Raw genomic sequence first — 20,490 nt, 5'->3', positions numbered from 1 at the left:
CCTTCATCCCGCCAATGCTTCGGCGTCGGCCCCTGCAGGGATGCGCAATGGAGAGGAAGGATCGGTCGCAGCGCGCCATACCGCCTCGACGACGTCGACGGGCTGGGTCAGGGCGGTCACCGACTGCTGCTCCCAAGACGCGAACACCTTTGCGACGACCGACGAATAGGCGTGCGGGAAGCCGCCCTGTTGTTGAATCCGTGCGCGCGCCGTATCGCCGAACTGCGTCTCCGGCGCGCGCCCCGGAAGCACGATCCTCACACGCACATTGAAAGGCTCGAGCTCGAGCGCGACAGATTCGGTGAACGCGTTCACCGCGGCTTTGCTCGCCGTATAGACCGAGAGGAGCGGAAGCGGCTTGAGCGTCACGCTTGACGTGACGTTGATGATAACGCCTTCCTGGCGCTCCCGCATCTGCGGCAGAACCGCCTGGGTCATCGCGATCGTTCCAAGGGTGTTCGTCTCGAAAATTTCGCGGGCGATCTCGATCGGCGTTCCCTCAAGCGCGTTGAGCCAACCGATGCCGGCATTGTTTACCAGCACATCCACAGGCCCGGCGGCCTCAACCGCAGCACGGATGCTTTCAGGGCTTGTGACATCGAGCGCAATGATCGTGAGTTGGTCCGAAGGCGGCAGAAGGTCTTGGCGAGGCGTTCGCATGGTGGCGATCACCTTCCAGCCCTGCGCGAGAAAGAACCTGGCAATTTCCAGCCCGAACCCCGACGAGCATCCGGTAACAAGAACGGTCTTCATATTTTTGTCTCCTATCCATCTGCCAGCAACAGATGTAGACGGCGAACGCGGCACTTACTATCATGCATCGTCCTTGTTTCATTATCAGGAGTATCAATGAGCGACCCGCTGGCCGATATGGTCACGCTGCTGCAGCCAGCGGCGCGCCATTCAAAGCTCGTCAGCGGCGCAGGGACGTGGCGCGTCGAGCGCCAGGAGACGGGTCAGCCTTTCTATTGCGTCGTGCTGGAAGGTTCTTCAAGGTTGAGCGCGGAGGACGAGCAAGTCACACTCCTAGAAGGCGACTTCATCCTGATCCCGGCCGCCCATGCCTTCACGATGTCGAGCCTGGACGACGGATTATCGCCCGGCATTGATCCCTTTACCGTCACGATGCTTCCTGAAGAAACCCGTCACGGCGATCCCGAAGGGGCTGTGAATGCACGCTTGCTTGTCGGCCACTTCGCCTTCGGCTCGCCGGATGCAGCGTTGCTGGTTTCCCTGCTGCCGCGGATCATCCACATCCGCGGCGACAGCAGACTGTCGGCGATCGTCCAGCTCGTCACCGACGAAGCCCGCGCCGAGCGGCCGGGAAAGAACATGATCCTGGCGCGCCTGTTGGAAGTCTTGCTTGTCGAGGCGCTGCGTTCGAATTTCGGGGAGAAGGCGCCGCTTGGAATTCTGCGGGGCCTGAGCGATACACGCCTCGCCCTGGCTATCCGTCGGCTGCATGAAGATCCATCCAGGGAATGGACGGTGGAACAGCTCGCCGGCGAGGCGGCCCTGTCGCGGTCGGCGTTTTTCAATCGCTTCCGTCGCACTGTGGGCATGGCGCCAATGGAATATCTCATATCGTGGCGCATGGCGCTCGCCAGAAATCTGCTGAGGCAGGAGGATATCGGAATTCAGGAGATCGCCGAGCGCGTCGGCTATGGCTCCGCGAGCGCGTTCAGCACGGCATTCACGCGCTTTGTCGGGTTGCCGCCGTCACGATATGCCGAGCAGGCAAAGACCATGTCAAATGCCGCCGCATAATTCTAATCGGCCTCAATGCCGCCCGTCCGGCAGCGGGCAGGCCTCGCCGCAGCCGCCGACGCCAGGCAGGTTATAGCGCAGGCAGCAGACCTTGCGGCGAGCGAATTCCAGACCGCATTGCTGCCGCGCCATGCGGATCATGCCGAACATTGGATTGCGACCGCCGCCCGGCCACTCGGCATCGTTCAGCAGCGCCAGGCCGCCTTCGACGAGGGCAGGCTCGTGGCGGTGAGCGATCTCTTTCAGGATCCAGGAAAGATAGGCCGCGAGATTGTTCCAGAGAAGCTTCGGCGCCACGCCGGCAATGGCGGCAATCGCCGCAATGACCGGTTCGGCATGGCCGAGCATCAGTCGGTGAAGCTCGCCGGCCGGATCGGTCGTCGGCTCTGGCCTGCCCGACATCACGAACGCTTCCGGCTCGCATGTCTGTTCGTTGCAGACGAGAGAGAGCCGGTCGATTTCCATCGGCAGCGCGATGCGGTTGACGAACATATGGACGCTAGGCGCGATCGTCAGCATGCTGAAATAATAGAGCGTCCACATGGAGACAATCGCGCGGCGGTCGCTGCCCGGAAACTTCTGGCCATAGCGGGCGATGATCCCGTCAAAGACGTCGCGGTCGCCGAGATCCCTGCAGGAAACCACCAAACCAGCCGGCGGCGGAGAGGCGAGCAGCTTGCCGCGGCAATAGGCGAACGGGCCATCGCCCACCAGGCCGTCGAGGTCGATGGCCTGGCGGCCGACAGGGCGATCGCCGATCGAAGGGCGCGAGGCCGCCCCGTTCGTCTCTAACGTCATGGTGCTACCACCGATACTTCAGGGTGCCGGTCATGTTGCGACCCTGGCCGAGGTAGCAGAAGCCCTCGTTGCAGACGGTGTCGCGCTCGTCGGCGATGTTGCGGATGGCAAAGGCCGCCGTCAGGCCTTCGTATTTCTTGTCGGCCGCGCCGAAATCATAAGCGGCGGAGGCGTCGATGTAGAAGCTCGCAGGATTCTTCGACGTATTGGCCGTATCCGTCCAATTTTCGCTGACGTAACGGACACCCGCGCCGACTGACAGACCATGGAATGGATTGGTTTCCTGGAACGTATAGTTGGCCCAGAGGCTTGCCACATGCGAGGGCGTCAGGGCAGGCGTATTGCCCTCGTTTTCACCGCCTCCCGTCACTTCCGACTGGTTGTAAGTGTAGGCCGCAATGAGATCCCAGCCGTCGGCTACCGCCGCGCGGGCTTCGAGTTCGATGCCTTTTCCGGTTACTTCACCGATCGAGCCATAGGCAAACATCACCGGATCCACCAGCACCGGCTTGTTCTTTTCGACAATATGATAGGCAACGGCCGACAAGAGGATATCGGAGCCGGGCGGCTGGTACTTCACACCGAGCTCGTACTGTTCACCCTCTGTCGGCGCCAGTATCTTGCCTGAGGTCGACCGGTTGGTCACCGGATCGAATGAGGTTGCATAGGAGACGAAGGGAGCAATGCCGTTGTCGAACAGATAGAGTGCACCGGCTTGCCAGGAGAAGGCGCTCTTGTCGACCTCCTCCGAGCTGATCGAAGGCAGGGTCGCATCGCGCGTCTGGTTCACCCATGTTTGCCGGCCGCCGAGATTGAAGCGCCAGTTTCCAGCCTCGATCTGGTCCAGGGCATAAATGCCGACCTGCCGCATGTCGGCCTTGGACGCTAAGATACTATAGTCCGGCGTATCGCCTGAGACTCCATAGGTCGGGTTGGCGATATCGAAGTCGAATGCCGGATCGGCTGCTCCAGCGCCATAGCCAAAGCTCGATTTGAGATTGGTATAGTCCAGCCCGAACAGCATCGTGTGAGCAAGCGGGCCGGTATCGAACTTCGCCTCGAGCTGATTGTCGAGCTGGAAAACGTTCATCTCGTCCCGGATCGCATTCGTGCCACGATGTGCAACGGTCCCTGTCCAACCGGTAACACCGAGGTAGCGAGCCCTGAGATCGAGATGCGAATAACGCAGGTTCTGCCGGAAGGTCAGGCCATTGTCGAATTCATGCTCAAATTGATAGCCGATCTGCTGCTGCTTGACCTTCTGGTAGTCGTAGTCGGGGTCGCTCGCCCTGAGTTCATGAATCTTACCGTCCAGGGTCGTGATCGCGCCGACGTTGGAGTCGGTCTCGTCGGATTGCACAAGGCCGTAAACCGTGAAGGTCGTGCCCTCGTCGGGTTTCCAGGTGAAGGACGGCGCCAGGAAATAGCGGTCGTCGGCAATATCGAAATTGGTGTCGCCGCGGCGGGCGAGGCCGACGATGCGATAGAGGAAATCGTCGTTGCCTTCGCTGATCGGCCCGCCGAAATCGAACATCCCTTGCACCCGGTCCTTGGTCCCGTAGGCAATGCCGACTTCGCGGATCGGCTCCTCGGTCGGAAGTTTCGAGATCTTGTTGACGAGGCCGCCCGGTGATCCCGCACCATAGAGAACGGAAACCGGTCCCTTGATCACCTCGACGCGCTGCAACTGATAGGGATCGGTTCGGAACATGCCGTAATTGATATAGGGCTGGCGCAGGCTGTCACGAAAGTCTCCGACCGTCGTGACGTTGAAGCCGCGAATGTAGATCTGGTCGAAACGCGGATCGAAACCGTTCGGTCCCGTCGTCACACCGGCCGTATAACGCACCGCCTCGATGACCGACTGGGCGCCGCGCTGCTCGATTTCCTTCTCGGTGGTGACGGAGATCGAACGCGGCGTCTCGACGAGCGGTGTGCTGATCTTGGTCGCACCGGCGCTGTTCTTGGCGGTGACGGATGTTCGGTCGGTCTTGCTATCTGAGGATGCACCTTGAATGACGATCGGCTCAAGTGTCGTCGCCGCGTCACCCGTAGAGGCGCTCTGGGCGGCAGCCGGCGATGCTGTCATGCCGATCAGGACAACTGCGGTCGTAGCAAAAAGGCTCTCTCTGTAAACTCGCGATACATTATTAGAAACATTCAAAAAAACACGCGCCATTACCTGGTCCCTACGTCACGGATGCGGGCGGAACCTATGGAGCGAAATGGAGCTTGTCAACATAAGATGATTATTTTTGTCACCTTTTAATTCGATGGTCCGTCTGTGACTGTCATTCGCGAACAGGTTGCACGCAGATCGTCTGAACCGCTCGGAGGGCACACCTCCGATGCGGGCTCCAGCCGCTCCTCCTGTCCGTTCCCGAACCCGTACCCAGACTGCATAACCTTATCCCAGCCGGAGTAACGACCGAAGCAATACAGCTTCAGAAGTCCCCAATTCCCTACCGTTCTTGATAGGAAGAGAAGTTTCCTATTGAGGCAAACAAAAAATCTGGTTTACTGCACTTCGCTTGTTGGCTTTCAGGGGGAGTTTAGCCGATGGTGTGGACCCGCAGGAGTATTATGCTCGGTGGATTGGCGTTGCTGGGGACCGGCGCCGCCAGCAAACCGGCAGCCGCCGCGGCAGCTTCTTATTTCGGCGGCGCAGCCGTCGACAACGGCGTGACATTTCGCAGCACCAATTTCGCAAAAATCGACAAGCGCTGGCATCGCCAGGTCGTCAAATATTTCAGCAGCGAGCCGATCGGCACCGTTGTCGTCGATACAAGGCACCATTTTCTCTACCTGATCATGGAGAACAAGACCGCCATCCGTTATGGCGTCGGGGTCGGCCGCGAAGGCTTCAAATGGTTTGGCCGCGCCACCATCGACGCCAAATCGCTCTGGCCGCGCTGGACGCCGCCGCCGGAGATGCGCAAGCGCCATCCCGAACTGCCGGAATTCGTCTCGGGTGGCTCACCGAAGAACCCGCTTGGGCCCCGCGCCATGTATCTGCATCGCGACGGCGTCGACACCGGCTATCGGTTCCACGGCACGCTGGAGCCATGGAGCATCGGCAAGGACGCCTCCAGCGGCTGTATCCGCATGTTCAACGAAGACGCCATCGATCTTTATCAGCGCTGCCCCATTGGCACCGCTGTACAGGTTCTGCCGCATATTGCCGACCAGGCTGAGGGCGCCACCCAGGTTAGCGAAACAACTCCGGTCGAATGAGGAATATCACCCCTATGTCTGCGATGATCGGATACACCAAGCGCCTCGCTGGCGCAGCCATGCTCTTGGCGCTCGCCGCCTGCTCCACCACCGAGGTCGCCTCCCTGGAAGAACCGGCGGCGGCGCCGATGACCGGGCAGACCAACGACCCCGCCCCCGGCTTCGAGAATGTCGCGCAGGGCAGCGAGGAGGATTTCATTCTTAGTGTCGGCCGACGGATCTACTTCAAGCAGGACTCCGCCGCGCTCGATGCCGTCGCCATGGCCACCCTGGATAATCAGGCGGCCTGGCTCAACAAGAACCCGACTTGGCTGCTCAAGCTTCAGGGATTCGCCGACGATACCGGTTCCGCCTCCAAAATGCAGACGCTCTCGCAGAAACGTGCCGATGCGGCGATGGCCTATCTGACCTCGAAGGGTGTGGACCCCAAGCGCATGTGGGCCAAGGGCTACGGCAACGACCGCGAAGTCCGCGACTGCACAGAGCGCTCCTGCAAGGTGCAGAACCGGCGCGTGGTCACCAATCTGCGCACTCAGCCTGATGCGGTCTGATTGCGCCCACAGGAGGGACCGAACAAAGGCAGGCTTGGTCCGCAAGGGGTTGCGGCAAGAGAATTCGAGGGGATCATTCGTGCACAAGGGCCGGCCCCACGGCGCCGGCCCCAGTTGATGTGAATCCCTGTTCAGGATCGCGCTTCAGAAACCGCGTCCGCGCTGCGGAGCTTGCTTAACGACTTCGAAAACAGAGCCTTAGCCGCATTTTTCGCGCTGCTTCCGCGACGTTTCCTGATCTCCACGATAAACGGCTTTATCCGGGACTTCATGGAGAGGCTCTCCTTAAGCCACCTGACGCTCGGCTTCGATCTGAAGAGGCGCCTGCTGAAAGGAGCCGTCTCCGATGGCGATCTTGCGCGGTTTCATGGCTTCGGGCACTTCACGCTTCAGCGCAATCGAGAGAATACCATTCGTCAGCGAGGCATTCTCGACCCTGACGTGATCGGCGAGCTCGAAGCGGCGTTCAAATGCGCGCCCGGCGATGCCGCGATGGAGATATTCGCCGTCCTTGCCGTCGGCTTTTTGCCCCTTCACGAGAAGGACGTTCCGCTCCTGGGTGATGTCGAGGTCGCCTTCGGCGAAGCCGGCCACTGCCATCTGAATGCGATAGTCGTCTTCGCCCGTCTTGACGATGTCATAGGGCGGCCAGGCCTCGATTGCCTGCAGGCGCTGCGCATTGTTCAGGAGATTGAAGACACGGTCGAAGCCGATGCTGGACCGGTAAAGGGGGGCGAAATCAAGTTCGTTTCTCATAGCCATATCCTCCGTAAAGCAACATGGGTTGGAGACGCGTTGGAAACCTGCGTCTCCGCTCTGATCATCGGCCCGCTTTTGCGCTGCCGACGACGATGATCTGGTTTCGCACGATTTTCGATTCAAGAGGAGAATCTAAAAATTTTCAGTCTGCTTTATCCGGTAATCCGGAGCACCTCTTGACACTGTTTTCATTCAACTCAACGATAGGCGCCTGGCCGTTCGATATCGGAATCATGAGGTCGAAGGCGGCAGCACGTAGCCGGCTGGCGACGGCAGGTCGATCACGGATCTTGCGTCCGCGGCATTCGCCGCCAGGACCAGCTGATAATCACCCGGTTCGGCTCGGAAGGCGCCGGCCTCGATATCGAAATAGGCCAGATCGCGTGGCACGATTTTCATGACGGCTGTGCCTGTTTCGCCGGGTTGCAGCGAGAGCTTTGCGAAGGCGCGCAGTTCCTTGTCCGGACGTTCCACTTTGGCTAACGGTGAGCGTACGTAGAGCTGGACCAGTTCCGAACCTGGCCGGTCGCCTGTATTGGTGACGTCAATGCTGACGGTTATGCCGTCCGGTCCCATTTCACGCACCGAAAGCCGCGGCTCGCCCCAGCGGAAACTCGTATAGCCGAGGCCGAAGCCGAAGGGGAAGAGCGGTTCGACCGCGCTGATATCGTGATGGCGGTAGCCGACGAAGACGCCTTCGGCATAGTGCACATGCCCGTCCTTGCCGGGATAGACGGCAGGATCGCCCGTGATGGCGGAATTGTCGGTCAGCGCCTTGGGGAAGGTCTGCGGCAGGCGGCCGCCCGGCTCGGCATCGCCGAACAGAATGTCGGCGACGGCATTGCCGAGTTCCTGGCCGGGATACCACATCTGCAGCACGGCGCCGACCTTGCCGAGCCAGGGCATCTCGATGGGACCGCCGGTCTGGAGCACGACGACGGTGTTGGCGTTGGCGGCAGCGACCTTCTCGATCAGTTCCTCCTGCCGGCCAGGCAGCCGCATGTCGGGCAGATCAAGTCCTTCCGTGTCCCACTCGCCGTCGCGGCCGACGAAGAGCAGCGCCACGTCGGCATTACGGGCGGTTTCGACGGCGGCCTCGATATCGGCCTCGCCGAGCGGCTTTTCGACGCCGAAACGGACGGCGATGAGGTTGATCCCCTCCTCGCTCGCCGTGGACGGCTCATATTCGACGGTGATTTCGTACAGCCGGCCCGCTTCCAGACTCACCCCACAGCGCTGCTCGTCATTGGCGGTGCCGAAATAATTCTCGCCGCGCGTCCAGCCCCCACGGCCATCGACCGTGAGCTCACCATCGACGAAGAGCCGCGCCAGCCCGGCATTGGTCATGCCGAAGACATGTTCACCGCTCTCCTCCGGCGCGTATTGCATCACCATCCGGGCCGAGAAATCGGCGGGATCGAGTTCGCCCGACGGCAGCTCGAACCAGAAGAACTCGCCCTTGTCGACGGTCTCGACATGAAGGGGATTGCCCTTGCAGCCGCGCCCCTTGAAATATTCGACGGTGATCTTCCCTTTGAACACGTCGATCAGCCGGTTGTGGCGGCAGCCGACCGCATGGCTGATGCTGTTGGCGTTGGAAAGGGCGGCGCGAATGCCTTCGAGCGGGCTCACCGTATAATGCGCTGCGATCTGCGCGCTGCCGCCGCCCATGACACGGGCGGTGGCCGCATTCGGCCCAATGACGGCGATCCGGTCGAGCGAGGTCTTGGCGAGCGGCAGCATGCCGTCATTCTTGAGGAGTACCGCGCCTTCGGCACCGAGACGCCGGATCAGCGCCCGATCCTCGGGCAGGTCGATCGCCCGCTCCGTAAGATCGGGTTTGCTCTTAAATGCGCCGACCCGCTCGAGCAGCAGCAACATGCGCCGTGCTGCCGCACGCACCGTCGCCGATTCCACCTTGCCCTCACGCACGGCCGCAACCAATTTCTCGCCGCGGTCGCGCGCCGGACCCGGCATTTCGAGATCGAGGCCAGCATTGATCGTCTCAGCCGTCGAATGTGAGCCGAACCAGTCGGACATGACGATGCCGTCGAAGCCCCATTCCTCGCGCAACACCTTGGTCAGCAGCCAATGATGCTCACTCGTATAAGTGCCGTTAAGGCGGTTATAGGAGGACATGACAGCCATGACGCCGGCGCGGCGCACCGCCTGCTCGAAGGGCGGGAGATAGATTTCGCGCAGCGTCCGCTCGTCGATATCGGACGACATAGTCTGACGCTCGATCTCGGATTCGTTGCCGACGAAGTGTTTTATGGTCGCCGCGATCCCCTCGCCCTGCACGCCCTCGATATAGGCGACGGCGAGTTCCGATGTCAGCATCGGATCTTCGGAATAACATTCGAAATTGCGGCCGTTGAGGCCGGAGCGATGGATATTCACCGTCGGTGCGAGCACCACGGCTGCTCCCTTGCTCTTGGCCTGGCGCGCAAGGGCAACGCCCATCTGCTTGACGAGATCGGGATTCCAGCTGGCGCCGAGCGCGATTGCGACGGGAAAGCAGGTCGCCTTGACGCCGGCGACCAGCGAACCCGCGCCGCGGGCGCCGTTCGGCCCATCCGTCACCTTGATCTTCGGCACGCCGAGCCGCTCGACGGGAACGGTCGTCCAGAAATCGGCGCCTGACAGCAAAGAGACCTGCTCTTCGAGCGTCATCCTGTCGAGAATGGAATCGATCATGCAAACCTCCTCAAAAGACCGCGAGCATCGCGCCTATTAAACCTACCGATTACTCGGTATTTTTAAGATGTCAATCCGACGGGCCTAATGTAAGGAGAAAGCAGACGAGATATCGGCCGGAGCATTGTGGACCGTCGCATCGCCGCTAAAAAGGCCGGACAGGAGAAACGATGGCAGAACACAAGGCAGGACAGGAAGAAAAACGACGGCGCCGTTCCCGCAAGGGAGAGGAACGACGCGCAGAGATCCTGGCGGCGGCGATGCGGCGTTTTGCCGAAGACGGCTATCAGAATGCCGCGATCGGCGATATCGCCCGGGATGTCGGCCTGTCGCTGCCCGGCCTGCTGCACCATTTCCCAACCAAGGTCGAGCTGCTGCTGGCGATCCTCGCCAAGCGCGATCTCGATAGCGCTAATTTCATCGGGCACTTCCGCTCCGATGTCAGCGCCCTACTCAAGGGCATGGTCGAGATCTTCCGCCGCAACACCGAAATGATCGAGGTCGTCAGAGCCTTCGCCATCCTGAATGCCGAAAGCCTGATGAAGGATCACCCCGCCAAGGCGTGGTTTCTCGATCGCACTGCGGAGATGCAGAAGGACATCGCCGCGACCTTCGAGCGGGCGATCGCCGATGGCTCGATCGACAAAGGGATCGACAGCAAGGCCATGGCCGCCGAGCTGATCGCCGTGATGGACGGCCTGCAGATGCTCTGGCTGCGTGATCCCGATCGCTTCGATATGGTCGGCGGCCTGGAAGCTTATGTCGGTCGCTTGCTGGCGAGCCTCGGCCTCGAGGGCTAGGCACTCTCTTCATCGAAGCGCGTGAGCCAGATCATGATGCGATTGACGGATTCGTGATATCTTTGCCCGACCAACAAGCCCGTATGCGTCGTGCCCCAGAGACCGAGAAACTCGCCGCCGATATGCCGGGCCATCGCCTGCCCTCGCCGATCGGCGGCGGCGTCGTTGACAGCTGAGATGACCAGGCTGGGGCAGGTGATCTTGCCGCCGTCGATGGAAATCCCCTCGGCTCCGCAATGAAAGGAAAAAGCGCCGAAGGCTCTGGCGGATTCCATGGACAGGTACTTCCGCTGGAAGGCGATATCGTCGGGCGTTTCGTCGGCGCTGGATTGCTCTTCACGCACCGGCGCGGGAATAACGACGCCAGGTATCTCAGGCGCAAGATCCTGGTAGGGCACCTCGTAATGCACCTGCCTGGAGATGCTGGAATCGATCAGCACCAGCCCGGCGATCTCCACGCTTTCCGCCAGTTTCTGGCTGAGGATCCCTCCCATGCTGAAGCCGATCACGACAGGAGCGACGGCACATTCCCCAGTGATTGCGGAAATTGCCTCAAGAATGTCTTCCAGATAGTTCTCGAATTCGACCTTCGTCAAATCCACCGACCGGCTTTTGTAGTGGCCTCGCAGATTGATGCAGTAGGAGGTCCACCCCGCGGCTATGAAGTGCGGGATATATTTGCTCCACATCCAGCTGCCGGTGTAAGCGCCGTGGACAAAAAGGAGAGGCGGTCGACCGGCCTCATCCGAGCGATTGTTCCCAGGAAAGATTTCCAGGAACAGGTCGTTCTCTCCGATATATCTCGCAGTGTGCTCTGGCAATTCTTTCGTGTAGTCCCGCATGCCATCCACTCCTTGACTCGGCAGCCCCATCCGTTCCGGCTGCCGAACAAAGGATATTTGTTATGCAATGTTGATCAATCGCCGTAAGTGGACTTAGATAAAGGACAAAATGTCTCCAATTGGATCTTGCCGTGGATAGTCTCGCGAGCCTCTTCGCCTTCGTTCATGCGGCCGAACAACAGAGTTATGTCGGAGCCGCGCGCGTTGCCGGCGTTTCGCCGTCCGCGATCGGCAAGGCCGTGGCGCGTCTTGAAAACCGGCTCCATGTGCGGCTCTTCAACCGCACGACGCGCAGCATCAGCCTGACCGAGGAAGGGGCTGTCCTCTACGAGCGCTCTAAGCGCATCATCGACGATATACAGGACGCGGAGGCAACCGTCCTGCAAAGCCGGGAACGCCCAAGGGGGCGCCTGCGCGTCAGCGTCCCGCATATCGTCGGACACCATCTGCTGATGCCGATGCTGCCGGCCTTTGCCGAGCGCTTCCCGGAGATCGAACTGGATGTGGATTTCGAAGACAGGGTCATCGACATGGTCACGGAAGGTCTGGATGTGGTGGTGCGCAGCGGCGAACTTGCCGATGCGCGGCTGATCGCCCGCCATCTCGGCGAGCAGCACTTCGTGGTGTGCGGCAGTTCCGAGTATTTGGAGCGCCATGGACGGCCTGAGACGCCGGGCGATCTCTTCAAGCACGCCTGCATTCACTTCAAATATCCCTCCAGTGGCCGCCTGGCACCCTGGGCGTTCAGCGCACCATACGAGCGGCTGCTTCTGCCAAAAAGCCTGACATTCAACAATACAGATGCAGGGCTGCGGGCAGCACAGGATGGTTTGGGCCTCGCGCATCTGCCCGTCTATGTCGCCGAGGCAGCCATGCGGGCGGGAACCCTGAGCCCCGTCCTCACTTCCTTCATGGTGCCCTTCGGCTCGCTCTCGCTCGTCTGGCCGTCGAACCGCCAGCTATCGCGCAAGGTCCGCGCTTTCGTGGACTTCGTGGTCGAGACCTGCGCCGCCCGGCCCGGCGCTTTTCGGCCGGCAGGCAGCCTGTCGCGCTGATCCGTTGCCGCGCATACCCGAGGCGGGTCCACTTTCCCTATTCACAACACGGGGGCTTTGGTGCTCAGCCGCAGTTCCGGCTTGGTCTTGGATCGGAACCGGCACTTGCTCCGCCAGTGAGTGCCATTGGCCGATCTGAACGCGCCGATCCGGTCGATGCGGATGACGTTTGCGGGACGCGCGGATCCGTCGTGGCCAGCCAGCGGTCTGCCGAAAAATACGCCCTGGTCCTTGCCTGCGAGCCCGGAGCCGCCTTGAGACCAAGAGCAAAATTAAAAATGTTTTTGCTGCCGGCTTCGAGCGTGAAGCTGAGATAAGAGCCAAATCGCTCGGTCTCTACCTGGCGAAGGCTTCGGATCGACGCAAGCGCATCTTCAAAATCGCGCCAGCACGCCTGCTTCACAATGATCTCGAAAATGCGCAGCACATCAGGGGCGAGGCGCCCCCCAGCGTCAATCGCCGGCCCGACGATCTTGGCGCGGATCTCAACAATATGACCCGCTTCATCTCCACGAACCCTGAGGAAGGTAGAGCTGAGCGGCCGCACCTCGTCCCGTTCGTAGATGCGCTGAAAATAACATTCATAATCGCGATTGCGCATCGATGCGGCTTTCCATTCGCTCACCTCGATGCCGGCCTCTCGAAGAGCGCCACAAATATTCGCGCCTGAGACCAGCCACATCCGCAGAAACTGACTTGCCAAATCGAGCTTTGGAAGCTCCATCAGATGCCGCGAAATGGGCATCGGCGGAAGAGCAGAAGGAGCCGACGCATGGGAGTCGGCAGCTACGGGTGATGGTCGGGCTGCCTTATCGAGGCCTGCATACTCAAAGTGCTGAACCGGGCCTGCGGAGTGGCGGATTTCACGGTAAAGAACAGCGGTGCCTGCAAGAAGTAAAATGGATACTGAAAGCGCCGACCAAAAAAGCCAGCGGCGGCGGCTCCGCAATGGGAACTTCCACTGCCGGGGTGGGCTGCCACGAGGAGGAGGGACTGCTGAGAACACTTTATCCACGGCGTCACCTCGCACACTTGCGACCAGCGGCGTTGGCCGGCGAACGGCCAATCAGCCGCTGCGCCACGTCCTTCCAAGGCGAGCAACGATGTCAAAGCGGGCGCCGTCGACTCACCTCGACCCCGCGATTCTGATATCGAGTATATTAGGCGTCAAGCAAGAACCCTGGCTATGCGCTCACCACCGATCCGAGGCTTTTTCAGTTGGCGACAGACGAGCGCGGGCCGAGCCGGAAAGGGAGACTGCAACGCCTCGCTACTGCCGCATTCACGCCGCGTCGGAGACTACTTTCCGTCGAGCCATTCCTGCAGCTCCGCCTCAGCCCGTTCCAGAGCGCTGTAGTTCAGAAGTTTACGCAATAAAGCAATCGTGACAGCGCGGGCGCGGAGATTGAAGCGGCCGTCCTCGTGGTCGTCGCCAGCCGTCTGATAGACGTCGAGCTTGTCGTAGAGCTGCTGCAGGCGGTTCTGCACGCTGCGCAGCGACAGGCTCCGGCGTTTGGCGATGGCCCGGTCGGTTAGACCGAGGGCTATGTCGACGAGGATCTCGTATTCGGAATCGGTGAAGCCGTTGGTCTGGCCGAGGCTCTTCTGCTGCAGGCCCCGCACCTCCCGGTCGATGACGCACTGGCTCTCGATGAAGATCGACCGGAGCGCAAGCTTCAGCCGCTCGTCGGAAGCGGATTTCAGCACATAACCATAGGCGGCGCCATCCGGCACGATGCGCGAGACGCCGCGCACATAAGCCTCATCCGAATAATTCGACCAGAACAGGATACGGGTCTCCGGTCGCTCCTTCCAGATCGTCCGCGCCGCCTCGATGCCGTTGCGGCTCGCCATCTGCAGATCCATGACGATATGCGCCGATTTGTGGTCGCGGGCGAGCTTCTCGCCGACGGTTCCGTTCTCCGCCTCGATCACCGTGTCGCATTCCGGCAGGGCGGCGTTGACAGCCTCGTGCAGGTAGGACCGGTGCAGCGGGTCGTCCTCGACGATCAGAACCTTCATCGTGTCTTTCTCCTCAGTCTGGCTCGCCCGCCGGGCCGTTCGGCGCCAGCGGCAGCACGACGCGCACCGCGGTCCCGCGATGATTATAGCCGGGGCCGATCGTGAAGCGCGCCGAGATCAGCCGCGCGCGTGTCTTCATATTGTCGATGCCGCCGCCGATCCGTCCCCGCGTCTTGGCAAGCCCGGTCCCGTCGTCGGAGATTTCGATCAAAAGCTGTTCGTCGTCTGCTTCGAGCCGCACCATGATCGCCAGCGGCGCGGCATGGCGCACCGCATTATTGATCGCCTCCTGCGCTATGCGGAACAAGGCGACGCTGACGGTCGGTTCCAGCCTTTCCAGCGCCCCGTTCGTCTCGTCGGTAAGGCCGCATTCGATGCCCGATCCGGTGTCGCGGGTCGATCGGTCGAGATGATGCTCGATCGCCTGGGCGAGGCCGAACAGCTGGAGCACGGAAGGTTTTGCCTGTTCGATGATCTGCCGCAGATCCTGCATGCAATGCTGCAAGGACCGAGAGACGGGCTCGAGCGCCTCCGGGGTCACCTCGCCGTTGCGCGACAGCCGATCGATCCGGCGAGCAAGTCGCGTCAGGTCGGCGAGCGTCTGATCGTGAAGGTCCATGCCGATCCGCTGACGTTCCTGCTCCAGCGCTTCGGTCAGCTTCAGCGCGCCCTGACGCAGCCCCTCCTCGCGAGCGCGCGCCTCCGCCTCGACGATCGCCGAGCGTTGCGCCTGCTCGGCTGCCTGCAGCGCGAAGAAATAGGGTGTCAGAAGGTCGGCGATGATGCGGGCGCGCTCGACGTCCTCCATCGTATAGACGCCCGCCCTGTGAGAAGAGCAGGAAAGTGCTGCGATGATCGTACCTTGCACCTTCATCGGAACATGCAGCCGGCTCCTCAGCGATTGCTCGACGATCGGCCGCTTGAAGGCGCCCTCGAAATGGAAGCGCGGGTCTTTCATGGCATCGTCCGAAAGCAGAAAATCGACCTCACCCCGCAGCAGCGAGCGGATGGGGCTGTTGACCACTGGCGCGCCGGCGATCTCGCCCCAGGCGGTCTCGATGCCCGTCTCATAGGCCGTGTGATAGTTGCCGCCCTCGAGCAGCACGCAGACGTCGAGATGATCGTGCGGAATGATGTGAGCGACTTCAGCCGCGACCGAACGGATCGCCGAACGGAAGTCGAGTTGGCCCGCGAGCAACCGGGAAATGCCGAGATAGTGGTCGAACAGGGCTGCCGGTGCGAGATGCAGCATTGTCAGTTCCTCCCCGTCACGACAGGCTCCTCAACCCGCCGTAATCATTTCCCAGTAAGCGCCCGCAAATGGGCCGCCGTCTTGCATAAACCCGCAGCTTGTTGCGCAAAACCCGCAAACGAGTTGCCGCCTTGCCCCTGTACAGGCCGGCTGATCTCCCGCATCCTGCCCTTACTGAGAGGAGGAAGCTCAGTGCAAGAACAATTTTCACTCGGGGCCCGCTTGAGCCGGCAGGAGTGAAGCGATCCCGCCGACCGGCGCGATCATGAGGGAGGAAGACATGACAATCCGTAAGATGCTTCTGGCATCGGCCGCCATTGCTTGCGCCGCCATGCCCGTTTCCGCCTTTGCCGACACGTCGGCCAAGAAGATCGCCCTTTCTAATAACTATGCCGGAAACTCCTGGCGCCAGGCCATGCTGACGAGCTGGGGCAAGGTGACGGGCGAAGCCGTAAAGGCTGGCGTGGTCGCCGCAGCCGATCCTTTTACCACCGCCGAGAACCAGGCGACGGAGCAGGCGGCGCAGATCCAGAACATGATCCTGCAGGGCTATGATGCGATCGTGCTGAACGCCGCCTCGCCGACAGCGCTGAACGGCGCAGTGAAGGAAGCCTGTGACGCCGGGATTACCGTCGTCTCCTTCGACGGCATCGTGACCGAACCCTGCGCTTGGCGCATCGCCGTCAACTTCAAGGAAATGGGCCGCAGCGAGGTGGAGTATCTGTCGAAGAAACTTCCCCAGGGCGGCAATCTGCTCGAGATCCGCGGCCTTGCCGGCGTCTTCGTTGACGACGAGATTTCGGCCGGGATCCACGAAGGCGTCAAGCAGTACCCGCAGTTCAAGGTCGTCGGCTCGGTTCACGGCGACTGGGCGCAGGACGTGGCGCAGAAGGCCGTTGCCGGCATCCTACCGAGCCTTCCCGATATCGTCGGCGTGGTGACGCAGGGCGGCGACGGTTATGGCGCCGCGCAGGCGATTGCCGCGACCGACCGGAAGATGCCGATCATCATCATGGGCAACCGCGAAGACGAGCTGAAGTGGTGGAAGGAACAGAAGGACGCCAAGGGCTACGAGACAATGTCCGTATCCATCGCGCCCGGCGTCTCCACGCTGGCCTTCTGGGTCGCCCAGCAGATACTCGACGGCAAGCAGGTCAAGAAGGATCTCGTCGTGCCTTTCTTGCGCATCGACCAGGACAATCTGGAGGCCAACCTCGCCAATACCCAGGCTGGCGGCGTCGCCAACGTCGAATACACGCAGGCTGATGCAATCAAGGTCATCGAGTCGGCAAAATAACTCTCCCGACTGCCGCGCGGCCGTAAATGGCCGCGCGGCATTCTTTGCGAGCAGGCATGGCGGGGCAGCATGGATGAGGTTTTGAAGGCGGTGATCGCCGTCGATGGCGCCAAGGTGAGTTTCGGCGCGGTCAAGGCGCTCGACGGCGTCACGCTCCGCGTCATGCCGGGCGAATGCGTCGGGCTCGTCGGGCACAATGGCGCCGGCAAGTCCACCATCGTCAGCGTCATCAATGGCGGCCTGACGCCGCATGAAGGAAGTGTGGCGAGCGACGGCGAGCGGCTGGAGCGTTACGGCATCAATGCGGCGCGCGCCCGCGGCGTTCGCTGCGTCTTCCAGGAGCTATCGCTCTGCCCCAATCTCTCCATCGTCGAGAACACCCGCGTCATGCATCGCCATCTCGGCGGTTTCGGCTGGCGCAGGCGTGCCGCCAACATCATCGAGAAGAGCCTCGACACGGTCTTTCCGGGCCATGGCATCGACAGCAGCCGGGCCGTCGGCGATCTCTCGATCGCCGAGCGGCAGATGGTCGAGATTTCAATGGCCTTTTCCGATGCCGGCACGCCGCCGCGGCTGGTCATCCTCGACGAACCCACTTCGTCGCTCGATGCGAGCCTTGCCCGCCAGATGCTCGACCATGTCCGCCGCTTCACCGCCACCGGCGGGGCCGTCATCTTCATCTCGCATATCTTGCACGAGATCCTCGAAACCTCCGACCGCATCGTCGTGATGAAGGACGGCCGCGTCGTCGCCGAACGGCCGGCGCAGGGCTTCGACCATCACGGCCTCGTCGAAGCGATGGGCACCGTTGCGAAGGAGGAGAGCGGGCAGCGGGCGGCGCGCGAACAATCCACCGCGCCCGTCATTCTGTCGCATCAGGCGAGAGGCCTGCCCTTCGCGGCACGCAAGGGCGAGATCGTCGGACTGGCAGGGTTAGCCGGCCACGGGCAGACCGAGCTGCTACTTGCTCTGCACGCCGCCCAATCCGGCAATTGGCTGCCCGAGCGCGATCCGCTCGTTACCTTCGTCGCCGGCGACCGCCGCCTCAACGGCGTTTTCGAACTTTGGAGCATCTTGCACAACTTTTCCGTCGCCTCGCTCGGTGACCTGTCGCGGCGCGGCCTCATTCTGGCTGACAAAGAGGAGAGCAAAGGCACGGACTGGAAGCGGCGGATCGATATCCGCACGCCCGATATGGAAAACCCTATCCTGTCGCTTTCCGGCGGCAACCAGCAGAAGGTGCTGTTCGCCCGCGCCCTTGCAACACGCGCGCCTGTCGTGCTGATGGACGATCCGATGCGCGGCGTCGACGTCGGCACCAAGCAGGAGGTCTACGCGATTATCCGCGAGGAGGCGGCGCATGGCCGCACCTTTATCTGGTACTCGACCGAAATGGACGAGGTGCGGCTCTGCGACCGCGTCTACGTCTTCCGCGAAGGCCGCATCATCGCCGAACTCGCCGGCGATGCCGTCAACGAGACGAATATCATCGCTGCCTCCTTCGAAGGGGTGGCTGCATGACGTTCCGGCTGTCGTCCGACGCCTTGCGTCTTGCCATTCCCGCCTTGTCGCTGACGCTGCTGCTTGCCGCCGTCTTCTGGCTGCAGCCGCGCGCCATGAGCTATGTCGGGCTCAATCTGCTGTTCAACCTGGCGGTGCCCATCGCGCTTGCGACGATCGCTCAGATGCTTGTCATGGCGGTCAACGATCTCGATCTGTCGATGGGCACCTTCGTCAGCTTCGTCGCTTGCGTTACCGCGACCTTTCTGCGGGATGACCCGGTGACCGGCGTCCTGATCCTTGCGGGAGCGATCGCGGCCTATGCGGGCCTCGGTGTCATCATCTACCTGCGCGATCTGCCGTCCATTGTCGTCACTCTCGGCATGAGCTTCGTCTGGGGCGGCCTTGCCGTGCTGCTGCTGCCAGCGCCCGGCGGCCAGGCGCCGGACTGGGTGCGCTCTCTGATGACCGTCAAGCCGCCGCTGGCGCCGATGGCGATCGTCGCCAGCATCATCATCGCCGCCGTCGCTCATCTTCTCGTCATGCGCTCATCGCTCGGCGTGCTGATCCGCGGCATCGGCGGCAACCAGCGCTCGGTCGAGCGCGCCGGCTGGTCGATCGTCGCCGCCCGCGCCGCCGCCTATGGCCTGGCGGGCTTCTTCGCGGTGCTCGCAGGTATCGCTCTCGTCGGCCTGACGACGTCGGCAGACGCCAATATCGCGCTGCGTTACACGCTGCTGTCGATTGCCGGCGTGATCCTCGGCGGCGGCGAGTTCATTGGCGGGCGTGTCTCCCCCGTCGGGGCCGTCATCGGCGCGCTGACGCTGACCCTCGCCGGCTCGTTCCTGTCCTTCCTGCGCATCTCGCCGGACTGGCAGATCGGAGCCCAGGGCGCGATCCTGATCATCGTGCTCGCGCTTCGCCTGATGCTGAACCGCCTGGAGAAACGGGAGAAACGCCGCCGATGACTCCCCTCCTCAGCCTTTTCGGCAAACCCTGGATCTGGTCATGGTTTGCCGCTTTCATCGTCTGGTTCCTGACGATCATGGTGACCCTCGGCGCCAGTACGCTCGGCCTGTCGCAGGCAGCCCTCACTTTCGCCGCCTTCTCGGTGATCGTCGGCATCGGCCAAATGTTCGTCATCACGCTCGGTCCCGGCAATATCGATCTGTCGGTCCCCGCCACCATGACACTAGCCGGCACGGTGGCGCTGAAGCTGATGAACGTACAAAACGGCTTGATCCTGCCCGGCTTTCTTGTCGCCCTCCTCATTGGCCTCGTCGTCGGCCTCGGCAACTACGCGCTGATCAAGGCGCTCCGCATTCCGCCGATCATCGCCACGCTTTCCATGAGCTTTATCGTGCAATCGGCGGCAATCTGGACAAACCGCGGCTTGCGCATCAAACCTCCGAGCATGCTTGCGGAATTCACTACCACGAACACGCTCGGCGTACCGAACGTCGCGATCGTCGCGCTCCTCATCTCGCTGCTCGCCTGGTTCCTGCTCGAGAAGACGATCTACGGGCGCTGGATCTCGGCGATCGGCCAGAGCATGCCCGCCTCACGCATGGCCGGCATTCCGGTCGACGGCACGCGCTTCGTCACCTACCTCTTCTGCGCCGTACTTGCATCCGTCGCGGGCTACCTGCTCGCCTGCTTCTCGGGCGGCGCAGCACTCAACATGGGCTCGGAATATCTGCTGACCTCGATCGCCGTCGTCGTGATCGGCGGCACGGCGGTGGCCGGCGGCGATTCCAACGTACCGGGCATCTGGGGCGCGTCGCTCTTCATGTTCCTGGTCGTTTCCATGCTCAACACCTATGGGTTCGGCGCGGGCATCCGCCTCATGATGACCGGCCTCATCATCATCAGCGTGATCATGCTCGCCGGCGGCCGCCGGGCCGGCATGCGATAAA

The 20,490-nt window shown here is 61.8% G+C and carries 18 protein-coding genes; 9 read left to right on the top strand and 9 right to left on the bottom strand.

Features of this window, described 5'->3' with window-relative positions; genetic code table 11:
- Nucleotides 1-3: 3 nt before the first annotated feature.
- Nucleotides 4-753, bottom strand: a complete 750-nt coding sequence (locus NL154_RS24255) for an SDR family oxidoreductase (protein ID WP_434734362.1) — start codon at nucleotides 751-753, stop codon at nucleotides 4-6.
- 96 nt (nucleotides 754-849) lie between these two features.
- Here NL154_RS24255 and NL154_RS24250 point away from each other — a divergent pair, with 96 nt between their 5' ends.
- Complete coding sequence (locus NL154_RS24250) at nucleotides 850-1,767, top strand: AraC family transcriptional regulator (protein ID WP_210632126.1); 918 nt, start codon at nucleotides 850-852, stop codon at nucleotides 1,765-1,767.
- Nucleotides 1,768-1,779: 12 nt separating this feature from the next.
- Here NL154_RS24250 and fhuF read toward each other — a convergent pair whose 3' ends face one another.
- Together fhuF and NL154_RS24240 are read right to left on the bottom strand one after the other, a co-directional pair.
- Nucleotides 1,780-2,565: a siderophore-iron reductase FhuF gene (gene fhuF, locus NL154_RS24245; protein WP_434734174.1), complete on the bottom strand. Its 786-nt coding sequence runs from the start codon at nucleotides 2,563-2,565 to the stop codon at nucleotides 1,780-1,782.
- A gap of 4 nt (nucleotides 2,566-2,569) precedes the next feature.
- Nucleotides 2,570-4,744 carry a TonB-dependent siderophore receptor gene (locus NL154_RS24240; RefSeq protein WP_434734173.1) on the bottom strand — a complete coding sequence of 725 codons (2,175 nt, stop codon included), beginning with the start codon at nucleotides 4,742-4,744 and terminating at the stop codon, nucleotides 2,570-2,572.
- 380 nt (nucleotides 4,745-5,124) lie between these two features.
- Here NL154_RS24240 and NL154_RS24235 point away from each other — a divergent pair, with 380 nt between their 5' ends.
- On the top strand, nucleotides 5,125-5,799 hold the full coding sequence (locus NL154_RS24235) for a L,D-transpeptidase (protein ID WP_210632123.1): 675 nt from the start codon (nucleotides 5,125-5,127) through the stop codon (nucleotides 5,797-5,799).
- A 14-nt stretch (nucleotides 5,800-5,813) separates the two neighbouring features.
- Nucleotides 5,814-6,350 carry an OmpA family protein gene (locus NL154_RS24230; RefSeq protein WP_434734172.1) on the top strand — a complete coding sequence of 179 codons (537 nt, stop codon included), beginning with the start codon at nucleotides 5,814-5,816 and terminating at the stop codon, nucleotides 6,348-6,350.
- A gap of 285 nt (nucleotides 6,351-6,635) precedes the next feature.
- On the opposite strand, the gene NL154_RS24225 is transcribed toward NL154_RS24230, so the two are convergent.
- Entirely contained in the window at nucleotides 6,636-7,106 is a 471-nt protein-coding gene (locus NL154_RS24225; RefSeq protein ID WP_210632121.1) for an Hsp20 family protein, read from the bottom strand.
- Nucleotides 7,107-7,340: 234 nt separating this feature from the next.
- The gene (locus tag NL154_RS24220) at nucleotides 7,341-9,806 is read right to left on the bottom strand and encodes a glycoside hydrolase family 3 C-terminal domain-containing protein (protein ID WP_434734171.1); all 2,466 of its coding nucleotides are present in this window, start codon (nucleotides 9,804-9,806) and stop codon (nucleotides 7,341-7,343) included.
- A gap of 170 nt (nucleotides 9,807-9,976) precedes the next feature.
- On the opposite strand from NL154_RS24220, the gene NL154_RS24215 reads away from it, so the two are divergent.
- Complete coding sequence (locus NL154_RS24215) at nucleotides 9,977-10,606, top strand: TetR/AcrR family transcriptional regulator (RefSeq protein WP_434734170.1); 630 nt, start codon at nucleotides 9,977-9,979, stop codon at nucleotides 10,604-10,606.
- On the opposite strand, the gene NL154_RS24210 is transcribed toward NL154_RS24215, so the two are convergent.
- Entirely contained in the window at nucleotides 10,603-11,448 is an 846-nt protein-coding gene (locus NL154_RS24210) for an alpha/beta hydrolase (RefSeq protein WP_434734169.1), read from the bottom strand. The genes NL154_RS24215 and NL154_RS24210 overlap by 4 nt on opposite strands.
- A gap of 131 nt (nucleotides 11,449-11,579) precedes the next feature.
- Between NL154_RS24210 and NL154_RS24205 the strand changes: the two genes are divergently transcribed.
- A complete protein-coding gene (locus NL154_RS24205; protein WP_210632117.1) occupies nucleotides 11,580-12,503 on the top strand; it encodes a LysR family transcriptional regulator in 924 nt (307 codons plus the stop codon).
- 64 nt (nucleotides 12,504-12,567) lie between these two features.
- On the opposite strand, the gene NL154_RS24200 is transcribed toward NL154_RS24205, so the two are convergent.
- The 3 genes from NL154_RS24200 to NL154_RS24190 all read right to left on the bottom strand — a co-directional run bounded on the left by NL154_RS24200 (nucleotide 12,568) and on the right by NL154_RS24190 (nucleotide 15,777).
- Nucleotides 12,568-13,452 carry a DUF6030 family protein gene (locus NL154_RS24200; RefSeq protein ID WP_434734168.1) on the bottom strand — a complete coding sequence of 295 codons (885 nt, stop codon included), beginning with the start codon at nucleotides 13,450-13,452 and terminating at the stop codon, nucleotides 12,568-12,570.
- 350 nt (nucleotides 13,453-13,802) lie between these two features.
- Nucleotides 13,803-14,525, bottom strand: coding sequence for a response regulator transcription factor (locus NL154_RS24195; protein WP_210632115.1), 723 nt, complete (start codon nucleotides 14,523-14,525; stop codon nucleotides 13,803-13,805).
- Between the two features lie 13 nt (nucleotides 14,526-14,538).
- Nucleotides 14,539-15,777, bottom strand: a complete 1,239-nt coding sequence (locus tag NL154_RS24190; protein ID WP_434734167.1) for an ATP-binding protein — start codon at nucleotides 15,775-15,777, stop codon at nucleotides 14,539-14,541.
- A 280-nt stretch (nucleotides 15,778-16,057) separates the two neighbouring features.
- Here NL154_RS24190 and NL154_RS24185 point away from each other — a divergent pair, with 280 nt between their 5' ends.
- The 4 genes from NL154_RS24185 (at nucleotide 16,058) to NL154_RS24170 (ending at nucleotide 20,489) form a co-directional block, all read left to right on the top strand.
- Nucleotides 16,058-17,074: an ABC transporter substrate-binding protein gene (locus tag NL154_RS24185; protein WP_210632113.1), complete on the top strand. Its 1,017-nt coding sequence runs from the start codon at nucleotides 16,058-16,060 to the stop codon at nucleotides 17,072-17,074.
- A 69-nt stretch (nucleotides 17,075-17,143) separates the two neighbouring features.
- Complete coding sequence (locus NL154_RS24180) at nucleotides 17,144-18,595, top strand: sugar ABC transporter ATP-binding protein (protein ID WP_434734351.1); 1,452 nt, start codon at nucleotides 17,144-17,146, stop codon at nucleotides 18,593-18,595.
- Nucleotides 18,592-19,542, top strand: coding sequence for an ABC transporter permease (locus NL154_RS24175; RefSeq protein WP_210632111.1), 951 nt, complete (start codon nucleotides 18,592-18,594; stop codon nucleotides 19,540-19,542). The genes NL154_RS24180 and NL154_RS24175 overlap by 4 nt, the downstream gene beginning before the upstream one ends.
- Nucleotides 19,539-20,489: an ABC transporter permease gene (locus NL154_RS24170; RefSeq protein WP_210632110.1), complete on the top strand. Its 951-nt coding sequence runs from the start codon at nucleotides 19,539-19,541 to the stop codon at nucleotides 20,487-20,489. The genes NL154_RS24175 and NL154_RS24170 overlap by 4 nt, the downstream gene beginning before the upstream one ends.
- Nucleotide 20,490: the final 1 nt, after the last annotated feature.

Source organism: Rhizobium sp. YTUHZ044 (assembly GCF_051123975.1).
Taxonomy (GTDB): domain Bacteria; phylum Pseudomonadota; class Alphaproteobacteria; order Rhizobiales; family Rhizobiaceae; genus Rhizobium.
Note: the sequence above shows the minus strand (reverse complement) of the source record. Positions and strands in the feature narration are given on the sequence as shown.

What these genes read in the sequence shown, in the direction of transcription:
- NL154_RS24190 (WP_434734167.1), bottom strand. Translation starts at nt 15,777, where the DNA reads ATGCTGCATCTCGCACCGGCAGCCCTGTTCGACCACTATCTCGGCATT.
- NL154_RS24195 (WP_210632115.1), bottom strand. Translation starts at nt 14,525, where the DNA reads ATGAAGGTTCTGATCGTCGAGGACGACCCGCTGCACCGGTCCTACCTG.
- NL154_RS24210 (WP_434734169.1), bottom strand. Translation starts at nt 11,448, where the DNA reads ATGCGGGACTACACGAAAGAATTGCCAGAGCACACTGCGAGATATATC.
- NL154_RS24230 (WP_434734172.1), top strand. Translation starts at nt 5,814, where the DNA reads ATGTCTGCGATGATCGGATACACCAAGCGCCTCGCTGGCGCAGCCATG.
- NL154_RS24180 (WP_434734351.1), top strand. Translation starts at nt 17,144, where the DNA reads ATGGATGAGGTTTTGAAGGCGGTGATCGCCGTCGATGGCGCCAAGGTG.
- NL154_RS24185 (WP_210632113.1), top strand. Translation starts at nt 16,058, where the DNA reads ATGACAATCCGTAAGATGCTTCTGGCATCGGCCGCCATTGCTTGCGCC.
- NL154_RS24170 (WP_210632110.1), top strand. Translation starts at nt 19,539, where the DNA reads ATGACTCCCCTCCTCAGCCTTTTCGGCAAACCCTGGATCTGGTCATGG.
- NL154_RS24215 (WP_434734170.1), top strand. Translation starts at nt 9,977, where the DNA reads ATGGCAGAACACAAGGCAGGACAGGAAGAAAAACGACGGCGCCGTTCC.
- NL154_RS24220 (WP_434734171.1), bottom strand. Translation starts at nt 9,806, where the DNA reads ATGATCGATTCCATTCTCGACAGGATGACGCTCGAAGAGCAGGTCTCT.
- fhuF (WP_434734174.1), bottom strand. Translation starts at nt 2,565, where the DNA reads ATGACGTTAGAGACGAACGGGGCGGCCTCGCGCCCTTCGATCGGCGAT.
- NL154_RS24235 (WP_210632123.1), top strand. Translation starts at nt 5,125, where the DNA reads ATGGTGTGGACCCGCAGGAGTATTATGCTCGGTGGATTGGCGTTGCTG.
- NL154_RS24240 (WP_434734173.1), bottom strand. Translation starts at nt 4,744, where the DNA reads ATGGCGCGTGTTTTTTTGAATGTTTCTAATAATGTATCGCGAGTTTAC.
- NL154_RS24225 (WP_210632121.1), bottom strand. Translation starts at nt 7,106, where the DNA reads ATGAGAAACGAACTTGATTTCGCCCCCCTTTACCGGTCCAGCATCGGC.
- NL154_RS24255 (WP_434734362.1), bottom strand. Translation starts at nt 753, where the DNA reads ATGAAGACCGTTCTTGTTACCGGATGCTCGTCGGGGTTCGGGCTGGAA.
- NL154_RS24175 (WP_210632111.1), top strand. Translation starts at nt 18,592, where the DNA reads ATGACGTTCCGGCTGTCGTCCGACGCCTTGCGTCTTGCCATTCCCGCC.
- NL154_RS24250 (WP_210632126.1), top strand. Translation starts at nt 850, where the DNA reads ATGAGCGACCCGCTGGCCGATATGGTCACGCTGCTGCAGCCAGCGGCG.